This window comes from Mesorhizobium sp. M1163, assembly GCF_040318415.1.
In the GTDB taxonomy this organism is placed as follows: Bacteria; Pseudomonadota; Alphaproteobacteria; order Rhizobiales; family Rhizobiaceae; genus Mesorhizobium.
In genome coordinates, this window is sequence record NZ_JAMYMF010000010.1 from 1 (window position 1) to 16,246 (window position 16,246).

The window sequence follows — 16,246 nt, forward strand, 5'->3', positions numbered from 1 at the left end:
CCCCCCAATCAAAACCTTTTCGGGGCGGCGCCTTGGTTTTTTTTTTAACCACCCCCCCACACGGGTTGTTTTTGTGCCGTTTGCGGGCGCGGGGTTTTTATTGGGCCGGGCGGCGCTGCCGTCTTTTCTTCGTCTTCGTCATGTTCTATGTCTGCGGCAGAGCGCGGGGGCGCGTCTTGTCAACAGCAAAACCATCCGGTACGCCCCGCTCATGACAGTTACCGTCCGTTTCGCCCCGTCACCGACTGGCCGCATCCATATCGGCAATGCGCGCACCGCTTTGTTCAACTGGCTGTTCGCCATCAAGAACAAGGGCCGCTTCATCCAGCGCTTCGACGATACCGACGTTGCCCGTTCGACGCAGGAATTTTCCGACGCCATCCTTTATGACCTGCATTGGCTGGGCATCTTCCCCGATGCCACGGAGTATCAGTCGCGGCGGGTCGAAATCTATGATGCCGCACTGGAAAGGCTGAAGGAGGCCCGCCTCGTCTATGCCTGCTATGAGACGCCTGAAGAGCTCGACCTGAGGCGCAAGGTGCGCCGCACGCGTGGGCTGCCGCCAGTCTATGGCCGCGAGGCGCTGACGCTGGCACCCGAGCAGGTCGCGGAATATGAGGCCGATGGCCGGCGGCCGCACTGGCGCTTTCTGCTGCCCAACTTCAGCAGCGATCCGCTGCAGCCGGAGCGCACCGAAATCCACTGGAACGACCTGGTGCGCGGCGAGGAGACCGTCGACCTCGCCTCGCTTTCAGATCCCGTTCTGCGGCGCGAGGACGGCACCTATCTCTACACAATGCCTTCGGTGATCGACGACATCGAAATGGGCGTCAGCCATGTCATTCGTGGCGACGACCACGTCACCAATAGCGGCGTCCAGATAGCCCTGTTCCGGGCGCTCAGCGCCGAGCCGCCGGTGTTCGGCCACCACAATCTTCTGACAACAGCATCAGGCGAGGGGCTTTCCAAGCGCACCGGCGCGCTGTCCATACAGAGTCTGCGTGAGAGCGGCATAGAGCCAATGGCGGTCGCTTCGCTGGCGGTACTCGTCGGTACCTCGGAAAACGTCGTGGCGGTGCCGACGATGGCTGAACTTGCCGAGCGCTTCGATCCGGCGGCAACATCGAAATCCGCCGCCAAATTCGATCCGGACGAGCTCTTCGTGCTCAACCGCACGCTGCTGCACCACATGCCCTTTTCCGAGGCGCGCGACCGGCTGATCGTGCTCGGCATCTCTGGCGAACAGGCCGAGCCTTTCTGGCTGGCGGTGCGCGGCAATCTCGACAGGCTGGCCGATGCGGCGATCTGGTGGCGCACACTTCGCGACGGTCCAGAGGAGCCGGCGGAGTTTTCCGACGATGACCGCGACTTTCTTCGCCAGGCGTTCGAACTGCTGCCGGAGGAGCCTTGGAACGGCACCGTCTGGAAAGACTGGACCGGCAAAATCCGAGCGGCGAGCGGCCGTAAGGGCAAGGCGCTGTTCATGCCGCTGAGGCTGGCGCTTACGGGACAGCCTTCGGGTCCGGAGCTTGCAGATCTGTTGCCGCTGCTGGGTCGGGAAGGAACGTTGGCCCGACGACCCTGACCTTGCGCTGTTCGGGCGGCGGCAGGGACGTCAGCGAAGGCACGGGTTTGACGGCAAGGCGTCTGATCGCCTCACGGTCGAGGCCGCCTTCCGCGTTGGCCAAGGTCGCTTCGGATCGTTCCGGGCTGGGCGGGTTGCCGGCGATGATTTCGAAATTCTGCGCGGCATTGCAGCCGCAGGCCGGCGGCCGTGGCATGTCGGACTGCTTGTAGAGGTAGGCCGTCGGCAGTTCGATATAAGGCCTGCCGGTCACCGAAGACGTCATGGACGCCGAATCGCTGTTCATGCCGCGCGTGTAGAAAACCTGCATCTCGGTGCCGGGGCAGCTCGATTCGCAATTCTTCTGGTCGCGCTCGAAATCGCCGAGCGAGGCAGCATTCGACATCGGGAAGAAATAACCGTCGCAGGTCCGCACACACATGGTGCGGAATTCTCCTCGCGGCTGGCCCATGTCGGCGTTGTTGAGCAGGGTGCGGATGTTGCCCGGCTGACTTAGCTCTTCAGCCTGGCGGGGCTCTTCACGCTGGTCGGGCGCACCGGGTTCACTGCCCAAAAGCTGGTCGAGCAGGTTTCCGTTGCCATTTTCCTCGCTGGCTTCGCGGACCGGCGCGGGCGTCGGCGCCGCCGCATCGTCGCGGCAGCCATTGGCGTCGAGCGAGGCCAATATGCGCGCGCGATCGCGTCGCGAACCACCGCCGGCAAGATCGGCGCGCTTGGCCTGCAGGTCGTCGAGATTGGCTGTCATGCGATCGATGGTCGCGTCGAGTGCTGCGCATGCGTTGGCGTTGCGGCGAGACAGCGAAAAGCCGCAGCCGGCGCTGCTGGACTGGCTGACGGCTTTTGAAATCTGCTGGCGCTGCCGGGCGATCGCGTCGTCATATTTCCTGAGCAAGGCCGGCTTGCCGCCGCCACCGCGAGAAGCGGCGGCAAGGTCGGCTTCAAGCTGGCGGCAGAGGCGGGAAGCGGCCTGCGCCTGAGTGACGGCAATGCCGCACAGTAGCAGGGCACCGAGCAGCGCGGCGGCCCGCGTCAGCTTGCAACTTGCGCCCGTCATCCCTCCGAAACTCCGCCTGCCTGTCGTTCAGAAAGCTACCGCGCTTGCGGTTAACCGTTTGTTTAGCATACCGCCGATTCCGGCTTCAGCCCAAATGCGCGATGGCTTGCCTGTGCGCGGCTTCGACCACGACCAATGCTGTCATATTGACTACGCCCCACGACGTATTCGGACAGAGCCAGAACCGCGACATCCTGGCGTTGCACGAAAAAGGCGTATTCGCCCAGAAGAATGCCTGGATCCAGCAATGCCCGGAGGCTTGGCATGACCGCGATTACCCGTCGAGCCGCAGTGCAATTTGGTCTTTTGTGCCTGGCGATGCCGGTTGCCATGGCGCAGGAAAAGCCCATCACGCCGGATTGGGGCACCAAATTGGTCGAAGCCGCCCGTGAGCAGATCGGCGTCACCACGCTCTACGATCCGACCTATACACGCCTGGCCTATCCGGGCGGGGACGTTGAGCCCGAGCGGGGTGTGTGCACGGATGTCGTGATCCGTGCCTATCGCCGCGCCTTCGATCTCGATCTGCAAGAATTGGTGCATGAGGATATGCGGGCCAATTTTGCCGCCTATCCGAAGGCTTGGGGCCTGAAAGCGCCCGACCGCAACATCGACCACCGCCGTGTGCCCAATCTTGCGGTCTATTTTGAGCGGCGCGGTGCTGCCTTGCCCGTCAGCCAAGACCCCGCCGACTATCGGCCTGGGGATCTCGTCGCCCAGATGCTGCCCGGCAATCTGTCGCATATTGCCATCGTGTCGTCCAATCGCTCCACTGTGGTGCCGACAAGAGGGCTGGTCATTCACAATATCGGTGGCGGCGCCAGAGAAGAGGACACTTTGTTTGCCTTCAGGCAGACAGGGCATTTCCGATTCAAGCCAGTCTGAGAAAGCCTGCGGCTACCCCAGATCGACGATGGCTTGCGCCTTATGCGCTGCTTCGACCACGGCCAGTGCCGTCATATTGACGACGCCGCGCGAGGTGACCGACGGCGTCAATATGTGCGCCGGGCTGTCGGTGCCGAGCAGGATCGGGCCGACATGCAGCGCGTCCATCATCGTGCGCAGCGCGGTCAGCGTGATGTTCGCCGAATCGAGATTGGGGAACACCAGCAGATTGGCTTCGCCCTTCAGCCGCGAATGCGGATAGACGCGCTGGCGCAGCTGCTCCGATAGCGCCGAGTCGGCATGCATCTCGCCGTCGCATTGCAGGTCGGGCGCGATGCGCGCCAAGATCGCCGCCGCCTGCCGCATCTTCATGGCGCTTGGCGAATCGCGGGAGCCAAAATCCGAATGCGATAGCAGCGCTGCCTTGGGCTCGATGCCGAAACGCTGAATCTCCTCGGCCGCCAAAACGGTCATCTCAGCAATCTCCTCGGCGGTCGGATCGACGGAGACATGGGTGTCGGTAAGGAAAATGATGCCGCGCTGCGAGATCAGCATGGAAAGCGTCGACAGGTCGCGATCCCTAATGCCGGCGCGCGGCCCGATGATCAGCGTCACGTTGCGCAAATGGCGCTCGAAGCGGCCTTCGAGGCCGCAGACCATGGCGTCGGCGTCGCCGCGCTTCAGGGCAAGGGTGGCGATCACCGTATTGTCGGTGCGCACCATGGTGCGCGCCGCTTCCGTCGTCACGCCACGGCGGCCGGCAAGCTCAATCAAGAGATCGACATAATGGCGGTAACGCGGATCGTCTTCCGGGTTGATCAAGCCGAAATCGACGCCGGGCTTGATGCGCAGCCCGTAGCGCTTCAGCCGCACCTCGATGACATGCGGGCGGCCGATCAGGATCGGTTCGGCAATCCCTTCCTCGAGCACGACCTGCGCGGCGCGAAGCACGCGCTCGTCCTCGCCGTCGGCATAAATGACGCGCTTGGCGCTCGACGTCTTGGCCATCGAGAACACCGGCTTCATGACCAGGCCGGAGCGGAAGACGAAGCGGTTCAGCTTGTCGATATAGGCGGCGAAATCGGTGATCGGCCGGGTCGCGACGCCGGTCTCGCAAGCTGCCTTAGCGACGGCAGGGGCAATGCGCAGGATCAGCCGCGGATCGAAGGGCGAGGGGATCAGGAATTCCGGACCGAAGATCGGCGTCTCGCCGGAATAGGCACGCGCGGCAACGTCGGATGGCTCTTCGCGGGCGAGCGCCGCAATCGCTCGCACGGCGGCCATTTTCATCTCTTCGTTGATAGCGCTCGCACCGCAATCCAGCGCGCCACGGAAGATGTAAGGAAAACAGAGTACATTATTGACTTGATTGGGGAAATCGGAGCGGCCGGTGCAGATCATCGCGTCGGGCCGCGCCGCCCGTGCCGCTTCCGGCATGATCTCGGGATTGGGGTTGGCCAGCGCCAGGATCAGCGGCTTGGGCGCCATGTGGTGGAGCAGTTCCGGTTTCAGTACGCCGGCGGCAGACAGGCCGAGAAACACGTCGGCGCCGGGCAGAACGTCGGCCAGCGTGCGCGCATCGGTCTCCTTCACATAGGGGTCTTTCCAGCGGTCCATCTCCTCGACGCGGCCCTTATGGGCGACCCCGAACCGGTCGGTGACCCAGATGTTTTCGACCCGCGCGCCGAGCGAGACCAGAAGGTTGAGGCACGCAAGCGCCGCAGCACCTGCGCCCGACGTGACGATCTTGATGTCGGAGATGGACTTGCCGGCGAATTCCAGCCCATTGAGCACAGCGGCGGCGACGATGATGGCGGTGCCGTGCTGGTCGTCATGGAAGACCGGTATGCCCATGCGGGCTTTCAACTGTTCCTCGACTTCGAAGCATTCGGGCGCCTTGATGTCTTCGAGGTTGATGCCGCCGAAGGTTGGTTCCAGCGCCGAGATCGTCTCGACCATGCGCTCGATGCCCGGTGCATCGATCTCGATGTCGAAGACGTCGATGCCGGCGAACTTCTTGAACAGTACGGCCTTGCCTTCCATCACCGGCTTGGCGGCGAGCGGACCGATATTGCCGAGGCCCAGCACCGCCGAACCGTTGGTGACAACGCCGACCAGATTGGCGCGGGCTGTATAGTCGGCGGCGGTTGCCGGGTCGTCGCGGATTTCAAGGCAGGGGGCGGCGACCCCCGGCGAATAGGCAAGCGCCAGGTCGCGCTGATTGCCCAGTGGCTTCGTCGCCTGGATTTCCAGCTTTCCGGGACGGGGGTGCTTATGGAAATAGAGCGCTGCTTCGTCGAGGTCGGATCGGGCCGCCTTCTTGCTTTCGCCTGTCATGACGGCCGCCTCCTCAGTTCAGTCCGTTTGGTGTTTTGAGTCTCTTAGCATGCAGCCGATGCTTTTCGAGAGGTGATATCTCGCAAGCGCGACGCTCTGCCTCGCATTACCCTAACTTTGCGATCTGCTGTGGAAGATGTTTGCGACGAAGTAGTGCTGCGGCGAGCTATGTCGGCGCCGGTTCGAATGATCATTATGTGTGGAGGGCGGTCGCTTAGTTCTCGACGATAAAGGTGCCGTCCGTGTCTTGGTAGACGAACAACTCGACGGCGTCGTGCTTTTGACGGTCGGTCGAGATCGCGACGAAGTCATCCCCTTCCAAGTGAAAGGTAATCTCTTGATCGGTAGATGTGACGCGTTCGATGTGCGAGCCGCTTGCTGCGTCACTCATGCGCAGCGACACCTCTGAATAGGCGGTAAGGCCGGTGCCGTCGGAGAAAAGAACAGTAATCCCGTACCCTTCTTCACTTCTTCCAACGGACCGTATCGACTTGCCGATCATTCTTTCTGCGAAGGTTTTCACAGTACTCCTCCCGATCCGTCGTTAGGAGAAACAGGATCAGTCGGTGGCAGGCGAACCTTGGCTTTAGCAATCATCCATTCGACTACTTCAACGGAAACCTCGGGCTGACCTAAGGTAATCGTCATCTTTCCATCAATGTCCGAGAAAAAAATCTCGCCCACTATGTGATTGTCCTGGTCGACGAGCTCCAGGTACATGCCATCCAGTTGAACATCACTGCCAATCGTTGCTTCATAATTCCGCCCAGCCAGTTCAACCATGCCGCCAGTATCTGCGAAAGACGCAAGGCCCGCAATGGATGGAAAGCGGACGCTACAGTCCCGTCGAAAGGCGGCTCTGCAGCGCTTGCACCTCTTCTCGCGAAAGGCGCGCGCTCTCGTCTGACAGGAAGAACAGAACCTCCAAGACGCCCTCGTCCGCAAAGTTGAAGTCGTCGCTCATGATCAGCGCATCGGCAACATATGCGGCGGCTTGGACCGGGAGCGTGCCGTCCGCCAGCCCGTTAACCAGCACGTCCACATGCCGACGGTCAATGATCGTATTTGGCCCCTCAGTGATGATGACATGCCCCACGGAGCCAGGCTTGGATGCGGCGGTCACGCATTCGGTCACTTCGGCTTCAATCTCCTGCCAAAGCTCGTCCGGTAGTTTGTCGCCGTTGAGGAAGGATACGAGGGACGAGTGTTGCATTGGCGGAGCTTATGCTGATGGCTACAACGTCCGCAATGGGTCGTTTCCCGCCGTTCCCTGCGGATACCAAAGCGTCAGATACCCACTAAAACGCGCTGACATAGAGGCCGCCGTCCACCGGTATGTTCTGTCCGGTCAGATAGCCGGCATGGACCGAGCACAGGAAGGCGCAGATCTGGCCGAATTCCTCCGGCGTGCCGAGTCGCTTGGCCGGAACGTTGGCCGCGGCCTTGGCCTTGCGCGCGGCGGCGGCGGCCGGATCTTCGGGCGTGCCGGCCTCGTGCGGGCCGCGCAGCCGGTCGGTGTCGAGCTTGCCCGGCAGCATGTTGTTGATCGTCACATTGCGGTCGATCACCGTCCGCGCGACGCCGGCCAGGAACGAAGTGAGGCCGGCGCGCGCGCCGGACGACAGGTCGAGGCCGGGGATAGGAACATAGACCGACAGCGAGGTGATGTTGACGATGCGGCCGAAGCCGCGCGCCGCCATGCCGTCGATCACGGCCTGAACCAGCTCGACCGGCGTCACCATGTTCTGGGTGACGCCCTCGAGGATGTTTTCGCGGTCGAGCGCGCGGAAATCGCGACGCGGCGGACCGCCATTGTTGTTGACGAGGATGTCGGGATCGGGGCAGGCGGCAAGCAGCGCGTTCTGGACGTCGGGCTTGGATACGTCGCCGACAATCTCGGTCACCTTGACGCCGAATTTCTCGCGCAGTTCAGCGGCGGTTTTGGCCAGCACGTCGGCGTTGCGGCCGTTGACGACCAGATCGCAGCCTGCCTCCGCCAGTGCCATGGCGCAGCCGCGTCCCAGACCCTTGCTCGAGGCGCAGACGATGGCCTTCTTGCCGCGAATACCGAGGTCCATGATGATTTTCTCCTCTGATTGCCGCGGCAACCTACCCGTATGGCTGGACCAATCGCAACCGTCATACGGTTGTTGCATGAATCGGGGCATAGCCTGACGCGAAAGCAACGGTGACAAATGATGTCCGGCGCAGAGCCCCGCACTTTCCGCAGCATGTTCATCTCCGACGTCCATCTCGGATCGAAGGCGGCGAAGGCCGAGTTCCTGATCGATTTTCTGCGCCATCACGATGCCGATATCATCTATCTCGTCGGCGATATCGTCGACGGCTGGCGCTTGAGACGGAGCTGGCACTGGCCGCAGAGCCACAATGACGTGGTCCAGAAATTGCTGCGCAAGGCGCGCAAGGGCGCCAGCATCACCTACATCGCCGGCAACCATGACGAGTTCGCGCGGCAGTTCCAAGGTGTGCATTTCGGCGGCATTGTCGTCGCCGATCGCGCCATCCACGAGACCGCCGATGGCAAACGCCTTCTTGTCATCCATGGCGACCAGTTCGACACCGTCGTCCACAATGCGCGCTGGCTGGCCTATCTAGGCGACTATGCCTATGACGCGGCGATGCTGGTCAATCGCGTCATCGCGCGCCTGCGCCAAGTGCTCGGCCTGCCTTACTGGTCGTTCTCGTCCTGGGCCAAGGTCAAGGTCAAGAAGGCGGTGAATTTCATCGGCTCGTTCCAGACCGTGCTGACCGAGGAGGCGCGCCGCTCGCATGTCGACGGCGTGATCTGCGGGCACATCCACCATGCCGCGATCGAAAGCTACGAGGACGTGCAGTACATCAACACCGGCGACTGGGTGGAGAGCTGCACGGCGGTGGTCGAGCATTTTGACGGCCGGATGGAGATACTGCATTGGGCGCATGTCCTGCCGGAGACTCCGGTCGGCAGCGAGGTGCTCGTGCCGATCGACATCAAGGGCAGGGCAGTCCAGGCGGCTTGACCAAACCCGGCCTCACCTCGCTTTAATCGGTTAGTCCAGCGGTTTCATCCACTTTTTCGCCGTGTTATGCAGCGGCTGGTGTGGTGGGCCGACCCGGCTGAATGCCGTGCCGACGGATCGCCTGTTAATGTCCTCGCTGCCGCCGCTTTCGCCCGAACAGCTCGTCAAGCCACCCCATTTCGAACTGCGCATGAGCTTGATCTTCTTCACGCTCTTCGTTCCGCTCGGAACGCATGTGCCCTATTTCCCGCTCTGGCTGCAGGCGAAGGGGTTCCATGCCGAGCAGATAGCCGTGATCCTCGCTGCGCCGATGTTCCTGCGCGTGGCGACGACGCCTTTTCTTACCGCTCTGGCAGACAAAGCGAGCGACCGCGCCAATGTCTATGTCGCGCTGGTCGCCGCATCGCTGATCCTGTCCGCCGGCTACCTCCTGCCGCCGACCTACGCCACGGTACTTGCCGTGTCCCTGGCGCTGACCGTCGTCTGGACGCCGCATTCGCCGATTGCCGATTCGCTTGCCCTTTCAGGTGTTCGCCGCTTCGGCTCGAACTACGCCGGCATGCGCAAATGGGGCTCGATCTCCTATCTCTGTGCCAATCTCGCCGGCGGTTTCATCCTGTCGGCAAGCGGTGCGCAGGCTGTTCCGGTGATCATCTTCGCGGCACTGTGTGCCGCGCTAGCCGCCGGACTGATTGCGCCGCGCCTCGGCCGTCCGCGCCGCGCCTCGCCGCTTTCGGCCGCCGATATCCAGCAATCGGCACCGAAACTCCTCAACCGGTACTTCCTCTACTTTTCGACCGGCGTCGGCGTCATCACCGCCAGCCACGCGTTTCTCTACGGCTTCGTGTCGATATACTGGAAGTCGATCGGCATCAGCGATTCGATTGTCGGGCTGCTGTGGGGGTGGGGCGTCGTCGCCGAGATATGCATGTTCGTCGTCTTCACCCGGGCTTTCGCCTCCTTCTCGGTCGTCTCGATCATGCTGATTGCCGGGATAGGCGCGATCGTGCGCTGGATTGCTTTCCCCCTGATCTGGCCGCTCGGGCTTGGCGTTGGCGGGTTCTTCGCGATCCAGACACTGCACGCCGTCTCGGTGGCGCTGGTGCTGATCGGCCTGCAAAAGATGATCGGTGAGACAATCGCGGAAGAACGCACCGGGGCGGCGCAAGGCATCGCCTATTTCTCCAACGGCTTCTTCATGGCGGTGGCAACGCTGATTTCAGGTCCTCTTTACGATCGCTTCGGCGCGAATGGCTTCTTTGCGATGATCCCCATCGCCCTGACGGGCCTGGCGCTGATCGGGCTTGCCGCGCGTTCAGCCCCACAGCGCTGGCTCGGGCGGTGACACCAGCGAACCTTGGTAGACGAGACCTGGAACGCGGTCGCGGGCTAGCAGCAACGGACCGTCGAGATCGACGAAATCGGCATCCTGCGCCAACAGCACGGCCGGCGCCATCGCAAGCGATGTGCCGACCATGCAGCCGACCATGACGCCAAGACCCAGTTCGCGGGCGCGGTCGCGAAGCACGAGTGCTGCGGTCAGGCCACCCGATTTGTCGAGCTTGATGTTGATGGCGTCGTAGAAGCCGACAAGCGCGTCGAGGTCCTTCGCCTCGTGCACGCTTTCGTCGGCGCAGATCGGCACCGGATGCGCGATGTGGCGAAGAATACCGTCATGTCCCGCCCGCAGCGGCTGTTCGATCAAGGCGATACCGTGATCGGCGGCAAAGGCGAGGTTTGCGACGATATTGTCGTCATTCCAGCCCTCATTGGCGTCGAGAATGATTCGGCTGTCGGGTGCCGCCGCCGTCACTGCACGGATGCGGGCGATGTCGTTGTCGCCGCCGATCTTGACCTTGAGCAGCGGGCGCTGGGCGTTGGCGCTGGCTTGCGCCGCCATCGCCTCGGGCTCGGCGAGCGACAGTGTGTACGCCGTCTCAACCGCCCGTAACGGAACGGTTCGTATCATATGCGCCACCGGTGTTCCGCTGATCTTCGATTCCAGGTCCCAGAGCGCGCAATCGATGGCATTGCGTGCCGCACCCGCAGGCATGGCACCGAGCAGGGCGGTGCGGCTGATGCCGCCCGCGATCTCACCGCGCATCGCCTCGATCGCGTCGCGCACACCCTCCACGGTCTCGCCATAGCGCTTGTAAGGGACGCATTCGCCGCGCCCGGTATGGCCGTCTTCGCTGATGGCGCAGGAAATCACCTCAGCCTCGGTCTTCGAGCCGCGCGAAATGGTGAAGGTCCCGGCGATAGGAAAGCGCTCGGCCTCGACCGAAATGACACGCGCCATATTTTTCTGCTCCGGCTGTGCAACAACGATGATATCGGCAAATCGACAGGTCGGCCCCGTCAGGCTAAACAGGACGCCATGTTGACCATCCGCAAACGCGACGCAAGCGGCCCTGCCAAGGAGCCCGACCACCAGCCGCGCATCGCGATCGGCGAGGAGGGCGGCGTTCTCGGCTGCGCTTTCTCGGGAAGCTGGACGACACGTACCGTGGCGCTGGTCGACGCCGAGATGCGCAAGATCGAGAAGCGCGGCGGTTTCAAGACGCTGGCGCTCGACCTCTCACAAATCGAGAAGATGGACACTGCCGGAGCATGGCTGATCGACCGCCTGGTCAGCAGCTTCGAAAAGAAGGGCGTCGAGATCACGATGCAGGGGCAGAGCGAGATCGCCTCGATCCTGCTTGGCGCCGTCGGGGACGCCGTTCGACGCGAGCCCGAATCAGGTCCGGCAAAGCCGCCCAACTTCATCATTCGCGGGCTCGAGGCGGTTGGCCGGCGCGTTTATGAGATGCGCGACGATTTCCTGGCCGCAATGAACATCCTCGGCGCCACGATACGCGGCTCGCAGATGAAGCTTGGCCGCGGCCATGCCGTCAACATGGCGGCGATCTTCAACCAGATCGATCGCATGGGCGTTGGCGCCATACCGGTGGTTGTGCTGATGTCGGCCATTGTCGGTGCGATCGTCGCCCAGCAAGGCGCCTATCAGCTCAGCTATTTCGGCGCCGATATCTTCGTCGTCGACCTGGTCGGCGTGCTGATCCTGCGCGAGCTCGGCGTGCTGATGACGGCGATCATGATCGCCGGCCGCTCCGGTAGCGCGATCACCGCCGAGATCGGCTCGATGAAGATGCGCGAGGAGGTCGATGCGCTGAAAGTGATCGGCCTCAATCCAATCGGCGTGCTGGTGTTTCCGCGGCTGGTCGCGCTGGTCGTCGCGCTACCTTGCCTGACGATCATCGCCAACTTTGCCGCGCTGGGCGGCGGCATTTTGGCTGCATGGCTCTACTCCGATATTGCACCGGCAGCGTTCATTGACCGGCTGCGTGTCGCAATCGACCTCAGCACCATCTTTGCCGGCCTGATCAAGGCGCCTTTCATGGCCATGATCATCGGCATAATTGCCTCGGTCGAGGGCATGAAGGTTGGCGGCAGCGCCGAATCGCTTGGCCAGCATGTGACCGCCTCAGTGGTGAAGTCGATCTTCGTGGTCATTATCCTCGACGGGCTTTTCGCCATGTTCTATGCAGCGATCGAGTTCTGACATGGCGCTGCCGGGCACAAACACGACCAAGGTGGCGGAGAAAGCCAAAGAGGACGAGATCGTGCTGTCGGCGCACGACGTCACGGTGTCGTTCGCCGACCAAGTCGTTCTCGACAAATTGTCGCTCGATATCTGGCGCGGGGAGATTCTCGGCTTCGTCGGTGCCTCCGGTGCCGGCAAATCTGTTCTCTTGCGCACCATCCTTAGCCTGACGCGCAAGCAATCGGGAACAATCAAACTGTTCGGCGTCGACGTCGAGAAGGCAAGCGAAAGGGAGCGCCTTCGCATCGACATGCGGCTTGGCGTGCTGTTCCAGCACGGCGCGCTGTTTTCGGCGCTGACCGTCCTCGAAAACGTCCAGGTGCCGATGCGCGAATATCTCGATTTGCCGAAGAAGCTGATGGATGAACTTGCCATGCTCAAGGTCGAGCTGGTCGGACTGCCGCCGGATGCAGCGCAGAAATTCCCTTCCGAGCTTTCCGGCGGCATGATCAAGCGTGCTGCGCTGGCGCGCGCTCTGGCGCTCGACCCGGATATCGTCTTCCTCGACGAACCGACTTCCGGCCTTGACCCGATCAGCGCGGCTGAGTTCGACGAATTGGTCGTCAAGCTGCGCGATACGATGGATTTGACCGTGTATATGGTCACGCACGATCTCGACACGCTGTTTACCGCGTGCGACCGCGTGGCGGTGCTTGGCAAAAAGAAAGTGCTGGTCGAGGGCACGATCGACGACATGCTTAGGAGCGAGGAACCCTGGGTAAAATCCTATTTCCGCGGAAAACGCGCCCGGCAACTTGATCTTGCGGCGCGCGCATAGCCATAAGTGAGCAATGGAAACCAGGGCCAACTACGTCATTGTCGGCATTTTCACGCTGGCCGCCATCCTCGCGGCTTTCGCTTTCGTCTATTGGACGGCGGCGATCGGCGACAAGGGTGAGACGACCATATTGCGCGTGCGCATTCCAGGGTCGGCTTCGGGACTCGGCCGTGGCAGCTTCGTACTGTTCAACGGCGTCAAGGTCGGCGACGTGCGCCGTGTCTATATCGACGTCGACAATCCGACCGCTGCCATCGCCGACACCGAAATAGACCGCAATACGCCGATCACCAAGTCGACGCAGGCCGATATCGGGCTTGCCGGCCTCACCGGGCAGGCCAATATCGAGCTCAAGGGCGCCGACCCCAAGGAGCCAAAACTCCTCGACGAGGCGGAAAAGGAAGGCCGTGTCGCTGAGATCGTTGCCAACCCGTCGGCGGTCACCAATCTGCTGCAGACGGCGCAGAACATCTTCACCCGCGCCGACAAGGTCCTTTCGGAGCTCGAAGGCTTCACCAAGGACGTTCGCGGGCCGCTGACGCAGACGGTCAACAATGTCCAGACCTTCTCCGATGCACTGGCCAGGAATTCGGACGGGGTCGACAAGTTCCTGGCCAGCGTCAGCTCGCTGGCGGACGAATTGAAGGGTGTTTCGGGCAAGCTCGACGGCACTCTGAAGGCGGCGGAAGGGCTACTCAACGCCGTCAACAAGGACCAGATCAAGAGCATCGTCGCCAATGTCGACACGGTCACTTCCAACCTCAAGGAAACCAGCAAGCAGTTCGACACGGTCATCAAGAACGTCGACACTGCGGTCGGCTCGATCAATGACTTCGCCCAGAAGACGCAAGGCACGCTGGCCAAGGTCGACGGCGTTCTCGACGGCATCGATCCGGCTGAGGTTCGCACCGCGCTGGCCAACATCCAGAAGGCCAGCGAAAACGCCAACGAGGCTGCCGCCGACATCGCCAAGGTGACCAACAAGTTCGCCAACCGAGCCGACGACATCGATGAAACCATCAAAGACGCGCACCAGCTCGCAGGACGCCTCAACGATGCCTCGGTGCGAGTCGACGGTATTCTTGCCAAGGTCGACAAACTGCTCGGCTCCGGCCAGGCCGACGGCGTCATGGCCGACGCGAGAGCGACGCTGAAATCGTTCAAGCAGGTCGCCGACACGCTGAACGCCCGTCTCGGTACCATCACCGACAATCTGGCGCGATTCTCGGGACAGGGGCTGCAAAACGTCGAAGCGCTGGTCCAGGACAGCCGTCGTTCGATCACCCGCATCGAGGAGGCGGTAACCGATCTGAGCCGCAACCCGCAGCGGATCCTGTCCGGCGGCGAGGGCGAGGTCCGGCAGTTCGACGGCAGGGTGCGCCGTTGACTTCGGCCTCCGCCCACAGCAAGAACATAGCTTGCAGATACGCGTTGTTTCCACGATCCGGGGGGGATCGCGTTTGAAGTCGATCAGTTCAGGCAGCATCAGATCGAGTGGGTTGAAGAGCGGGGCGGTGTTGCTGGCGCTTGCGCTTGCAAGCTGCGCGGCCTTGCCTGGCGGCGGACCGGCACCGCTGGACACGTTCGAGCTTTCGGCGCCGTCGCTGGAAGCGCGTGCCCACAGCCGTCGCCAGATCCTCATCGCCCAGCCGTCGGCGCTCAAGGCGCTGGACAGCCAGAACATCGTCATCAAGCCATCGCCGCGATCGATCCAGTATCTCAAGGGCGCGCAATGGGCCGACCGGCTGCCGATGATCGTACAAGCGCGGCTGGCAGAGACGTTCCAGCGCTCGGGCAGCTTCACCGGCGTCGGTAAGCCGGGCGAGGGGCTGGCAATCGACTATCAGGTGATCGTCGAGATCCGCTCGTTCGAGGTGCGTGTCGATGGCGGCCAACATGCCGAGGTCGAGCTGTTCGTGCGCCTGTTGAACGACCGCAACGGCGAAGTGCGCGCTTCGAAGACGTTTAGCGCCATCGCGCCCGTTTCGGGCAGCGGCAACCAGGCCTATGTCGGCGCGCTCGACGCGGCGTTCGGTGATGCGGCCGGGCAAATCGTCCGCTGGACGGACACTGTGATCTGACGCGGCCGGAACTGCCGGGCGCAGCTAGGATCAAACTCAATCATCTGACTGCCCCAATGGCCGAGATGGGTGGTAGGTTGCCGTTCGGCTCATCTGCCAGGACGAGCACGTTGCGCCAAAGAAGGCGAAGGCGTTGTGCGTCGGCTAGCGAGCTTCGTAACAGTTGCTCAACCGGACACGACAAGTGCCGACGGTCCAATTGATCGCTGATGGTAATCCGTCCTGGCCTTGCTAAAATTTAACGTCCCCGACGTCGCCAAATCGGGGAATTGCGACCAGTTGACGACGCGGGAGGTCGACGGACAAACCACGAACAGACCACAGGGAGGAAGCAATGTTTCGGACACTAATTCATCTTGCATTCTTGACAGCGTCAATTGTTGCCCTGCCATCTTACGCGGCCATGGCCGACGACACACAGATTGCGCGCGGCGAATATCTGGCTACGATTGCCGGCTGCAGCGACTGCCACACACCCGGTTACTTCTTCGGGAAGCCCGACATGTCGCGCTTTCTTGGCGGTTCAGATGTGGGCTTCGAGATTCCTGGTCTTGGTGTCTTTGTCGCCCGCAATATCACGCCTGACAAGGAGACCGGTATCGGAAGCTGGACCCCGGAGCAGATCGTCACCGCGATCCAGACCGGCGAACGGCCGGACGGCCGTATGCTGGCGCCGATCATGCCTTGGCGCGATTTTGCGCATCTCACCGCGGATGACGCCATGGCTATCGCGGCATTCCTCCAAAGTGTGAAGCCGGTCAGCCATCAGGTTCCCGGCCCGTTCAAACCCGGGGAAACGGTGTCGGCTTTCATGATGCGGATTATGCCGCCGGGGGAAGCCGCAGCCGCTGCAACGAAGTAGGGCGGCTTTGATCGGAACGAGATTTTTCTCGCCGAATAGT

16 protein-coding genes are annotated in these 16,246 nt (G+C 62.2%); 9 read left to right on the forward strand and 7 right to left on the reverse strand.

Features of this window, described 5'->3' with window-relative positions:
- Window positions 1–211 precede the first annotated feature (211 nt).
- The gene (locus tag NKH43_RS11685; RefSeq protein ID WP_352858198.1) at window positions 212–1,585 is read left to right on the forward strand and encodes a glutamate--tRNA ligase; all 1,374 of its coding nucleotides are present in this window, start codon (window positions 212–214) and stop codon (window positions 1,583–1,585) included.
- On the opposite strand, the gene NKH43_RS11690 is transcribed toward NKH43_RS11685, so the two are convergent.
- Window positions 1,503–2,639: a DUF2865 domain-containing protein gene (locus tag NKH43_RS11690; RefSeq protein ID WP_352858201.1), complete on the reverse strand. Its 1,137-nt coding sequence runs from the start codon at window positions 2,637–2,639 to the stop codon at window positions 1,503–1,505. The genes NKH43_RS11685 and NKH43_RS11690 overlap by 83 nt on opposite strands.
- Before the next feature lie 264 nt (window positions 2,640–2,903).
- On the opposite strand from NKH43_RS11690, the gene NKH43_RS11695 reads away from it, so the two are divergent.
- Window positions 2,904–3,524 carry a DUF1287 domain-containing protein gene (locus NKH43_RS11695; RefSeq protein WP_352858204.1) on the forward strand — a complete coding sequence of 207 codons (621 nt, stop codon included), beginning with the start codon at window positions 2,904–2,906 and terminating at the stop codon, window positions 3,522–3,524.
- Window positions 3,525–3,536: 12 nt separating this feature from the next.
- Here NKH43_RS11695 and NKH43_RS11700 read toward each other — a convergent pair whose 3' ends face one another.
- The 5 genes from NKH43_RS11700 to NKH43_RS11720 all read right to left on the reverse strand — a co-directional run bounded on the left by NKH43_RS11700 (window position 3,537) and on the right by NKH43_RS11720 (window position 7,939).
- Window positions 3,537–5,861, reverse strand: coding sequence for an NADP-dependent malic enzyme (locus NKH43_RS11700; protein WP_352858207.1), 2,325 nt, complete (start codon window positions 5,859–5,861; stop codon window positions 3,537–3,539).
- Between the two features lie 214 nt (window positions 5,862–6,075).
- Window positions 6,076–6,384, reverse strand: a complete 309-nt coding sequence (locus NKH43_RS11705) for a hypothetical protein (RefSeq protein ID WP_352568772.1) — start codon at window positions 6,382–6,384, stop codon at window positions 6,076–6,078.
- Entirely contained in the window at window positions 6,381–6,644 is a 264-nt protein-coding gene (locus tag NKH43_RS11710) for a hypothetical protein (protein ID WP_352858211.1), read from the reverse strand. The genes NKH43_RS11705 and NKH43_RS11710 overlap by 4 nt, the downstream gene beginning before the upstream one ends.
- 52 nt (window positions 6,645–6,696) lie before the next feature.
- Complete coding sequence (locus NKH43_RS11715; RefSeq protein WP_352858214.1) at window positions 6,697–6,996, reverse strand: hypothetical protein; 300 nt, start codon at window positions 6,994–6,996, stop codon at window positions 6,697–6,699.
- Window positions 6,997–7,159: 163 nt separating this feature from the next.
- Complete coding sequence (locus tag NKH43_RS11720) at window positions 7,160–7,939, reverse strand: SDR family oxidoreductase (protein ID WP_352858217.1); 780 nt, start codon at window positions 7,937–7,939, stop codon at window positions 7,160–7,162.
- Window positions 7,940–8,059: 120 nt separating this feature from the next.
- On the opposite strand from NKH43_RS11720, the gene NKH43_RS11725 reads away from it, so the two are divergent.
- The gene (locus tag NKH43_RS11725; protein WP_352858220.1) at window positions 8,060–8,881 is read left to right on the forward strand and encodes a UDP-2,3-diacylglucosamine diphosphatase; all 822 of its coding nucleotides are present in this window, start codon (window positions 8,060–8,062) and stop codon (window positions 8,879–8,881) included.
- 127 nt (window positions 8,882–9,008) lie between these two features.
- Window positions 9,009–10,226 carry an MFS transporter gene (locus tag NKH43_RS11730; protein WP_352858223.1) on the forward strand — a complete coding sequence of 406 codons (1,218 nt, stop codon included), beginning with the start codon at window positions 9,009–9,011 and terminating at the stop codon, window positions 10,224–10,226.
- On the opposite strand, the gene dgcA is transcribed toward NKH43_RS11730, so the two are convergent.
- Complete coding sequence (gene dgcA, locus NKH43_RS11735; RefSeq protein WP_352858226.1) at window positions 10,197–11,180, reverse strand: N-acetyl-D-Glu racemase DgcA; 984 nt, start codon at window positions 11,178–11,180, stop codon at window positions 10,197–10,199. The two genes, NKH43_RS11730 and dgcA, sit on opposite strands and share 30 nt — an antisense overlap.
- 78 nt (window positions 11,181–11,258) lie before the next feature.
- Between dgcA and NKH43_RS11740 the strand changes: the two genes are divergently transcribed.
- The 5 genes from NKH43_RS11740 (at window position 11,259) to NKH43_RS11760 (ending at window position 16,206) form a co-directional block, all read left to right on the forward strand.
- Window positions 11,259–12,443 carry an ABC transporter permease gene (locus tag NKH43_RS11740; protein ID WP_352587050.1) on the forward strand — a complete coding sequence of 395 codons (1,185 nt, stop codon included), beginning with the start codon at window positions 11,259–11,261 and terminating at the stop codon, window positions 12,441–12,443.
- 1 nt (window position 12,444) lies between these two features.
- Window positions 12,445–13,263 (forward strand): ABC transporter ATP-binding protein, encoded by an 819-nt coding sequence (locus tag NKH43_RS11745; protein WP_352858230.1) that lies wholly within the window; start codon window positions 12,445–12,447, stop codon window positions 13,261–13,263.
- Window positions 13,264–13,276: 13 nt separating this feature from the next.
- The gene (locus tag NKH43_RS11750) at window positions 13,277–14,650 is read left to right on the forward strand and encodes an MlaD family protein (protein WP_352858232.1); all 1,374 of its coding nucleotides are present in this window, start codon (window positions 13,277–13,279) and stop codon (window positions 14,648–14,650) included.
- 73 nt (window positions 14,651–14,723) lie between these two features.
- Window positions 14,724–15,344 (forward strand): ABC-type transport auxiliary lipoprotein family protein, encoded by a 621-nt coding sequence (locus NKH43_RS11755; RefSeq protein WP_502896293.1) that lies wholly within the window; start codon window positions 14,724–14,726, stop codon window positions 15,342–15,344.
- Window positions 15,345–15,678: 334 nt separating this feature from the next.
- The gene (locus tag NKH43_RS11760; protein ID WP_502895844.1) at window positions 15,679–16,206 is read left to right on the forward strand and encodes a c-type cytochrome; all 528 of its coding nucleotides are present in this window, start codon (window positions 15,679–15,681) and stop codon (window positions 16,204–16,206) included.
- Window positions 16,207–16,246 lie beyond the last annotated feature (40 nt).

Coding starts and splice junctions, on each gene's coding strand:
- NKH43_RS11685 (WP_352858198.1), top strand. CDS start 212: ATGACAGTTACCGTCCGTTTCGCCCCGTCACCGACTGGCCGCATCCAT.
- NKH43_RS11690 (WP_352858201.1), bottom strand. CDS start 2,639: ATGACGGGCGCAAGTTGCAAGCTGACGCGGGCCGCCGCGCTGCTCGGT.
- NKH43_RS11695 (WP_352858204.1), top strand. CDS start 2,904: ATGACCGCGATTACCCGTCGAGCCGCAGTGCAATTTGGTCTTTTGTGC.
- NKH43_RS11700 (WP_352858207.1), bottom strand. CDS start 5,861: ATGACAGGCGAAAGCAAGAAGGCGGCCCGATCCGACCTCGACGAAGCA.
- NKH43_RS11710 (WP_352858211.1), bottom strand. CDS start 6,644: ATGGTTGAACTGGCTGGGCGGAATTATGAAGCAACGATTGGCAGTGAT.
- NKH43_RS11720 (WP_352858217.1), bottom strand. CDS start 7,939: ATGGACCTCGGTATTCGCGGCAAGAAGGCCATCGTCTGCGCCTCGAGC.
- NKH43_RS11725 (WP_352858220.1), top strand. CDS start 8,060: ATGTCCGGCGCAGAGCCCCGCACTTTCCGCAGCATGTTCATCTCCGAC.
- NKH43_RS11730 (WP_352858223.1), top strand. CDS start 9,009: ATGTCCTCGCTGCCGCCGCTTTCGCCCGAACAGCTCGTCAAGCCACCC.
- dgcA (WP_352858226.1), bottom strand. CDS start 11,180: ATGGCGCGTGTCATTTCGGTCGAGGCCGAGCGCTTTCCTATCGCCGGG.
- NKH43_RS11740 (WP_352587050.1), top strand. CDS start 11,259: ATGTTGACCATCCGCAAACGCGACGCAAGCGGCCCTGCCAAGGAGCCC.
- NKH43_RS11745 (WP_352858230.1), top strand. CDS start 12,445: ATGGCGCTGCCGGGCACAAACACGACCAAGGTGGCGGAGAAAGCCAAA.
- NKH43_RS11750 (WP_352858232.1), top strand. CDS start 13,277: ATGGAAACCAGGGCCAACTACGTCATTGTCGGCATTTTCACGCTGGCC.
- NKH43_RS11760 (WP_502895844.1), top strand. CDS start 15,679: ATGTTTCGGACACTAATTCATCTTGCATTCTTGACAGCGTCAATTGTT.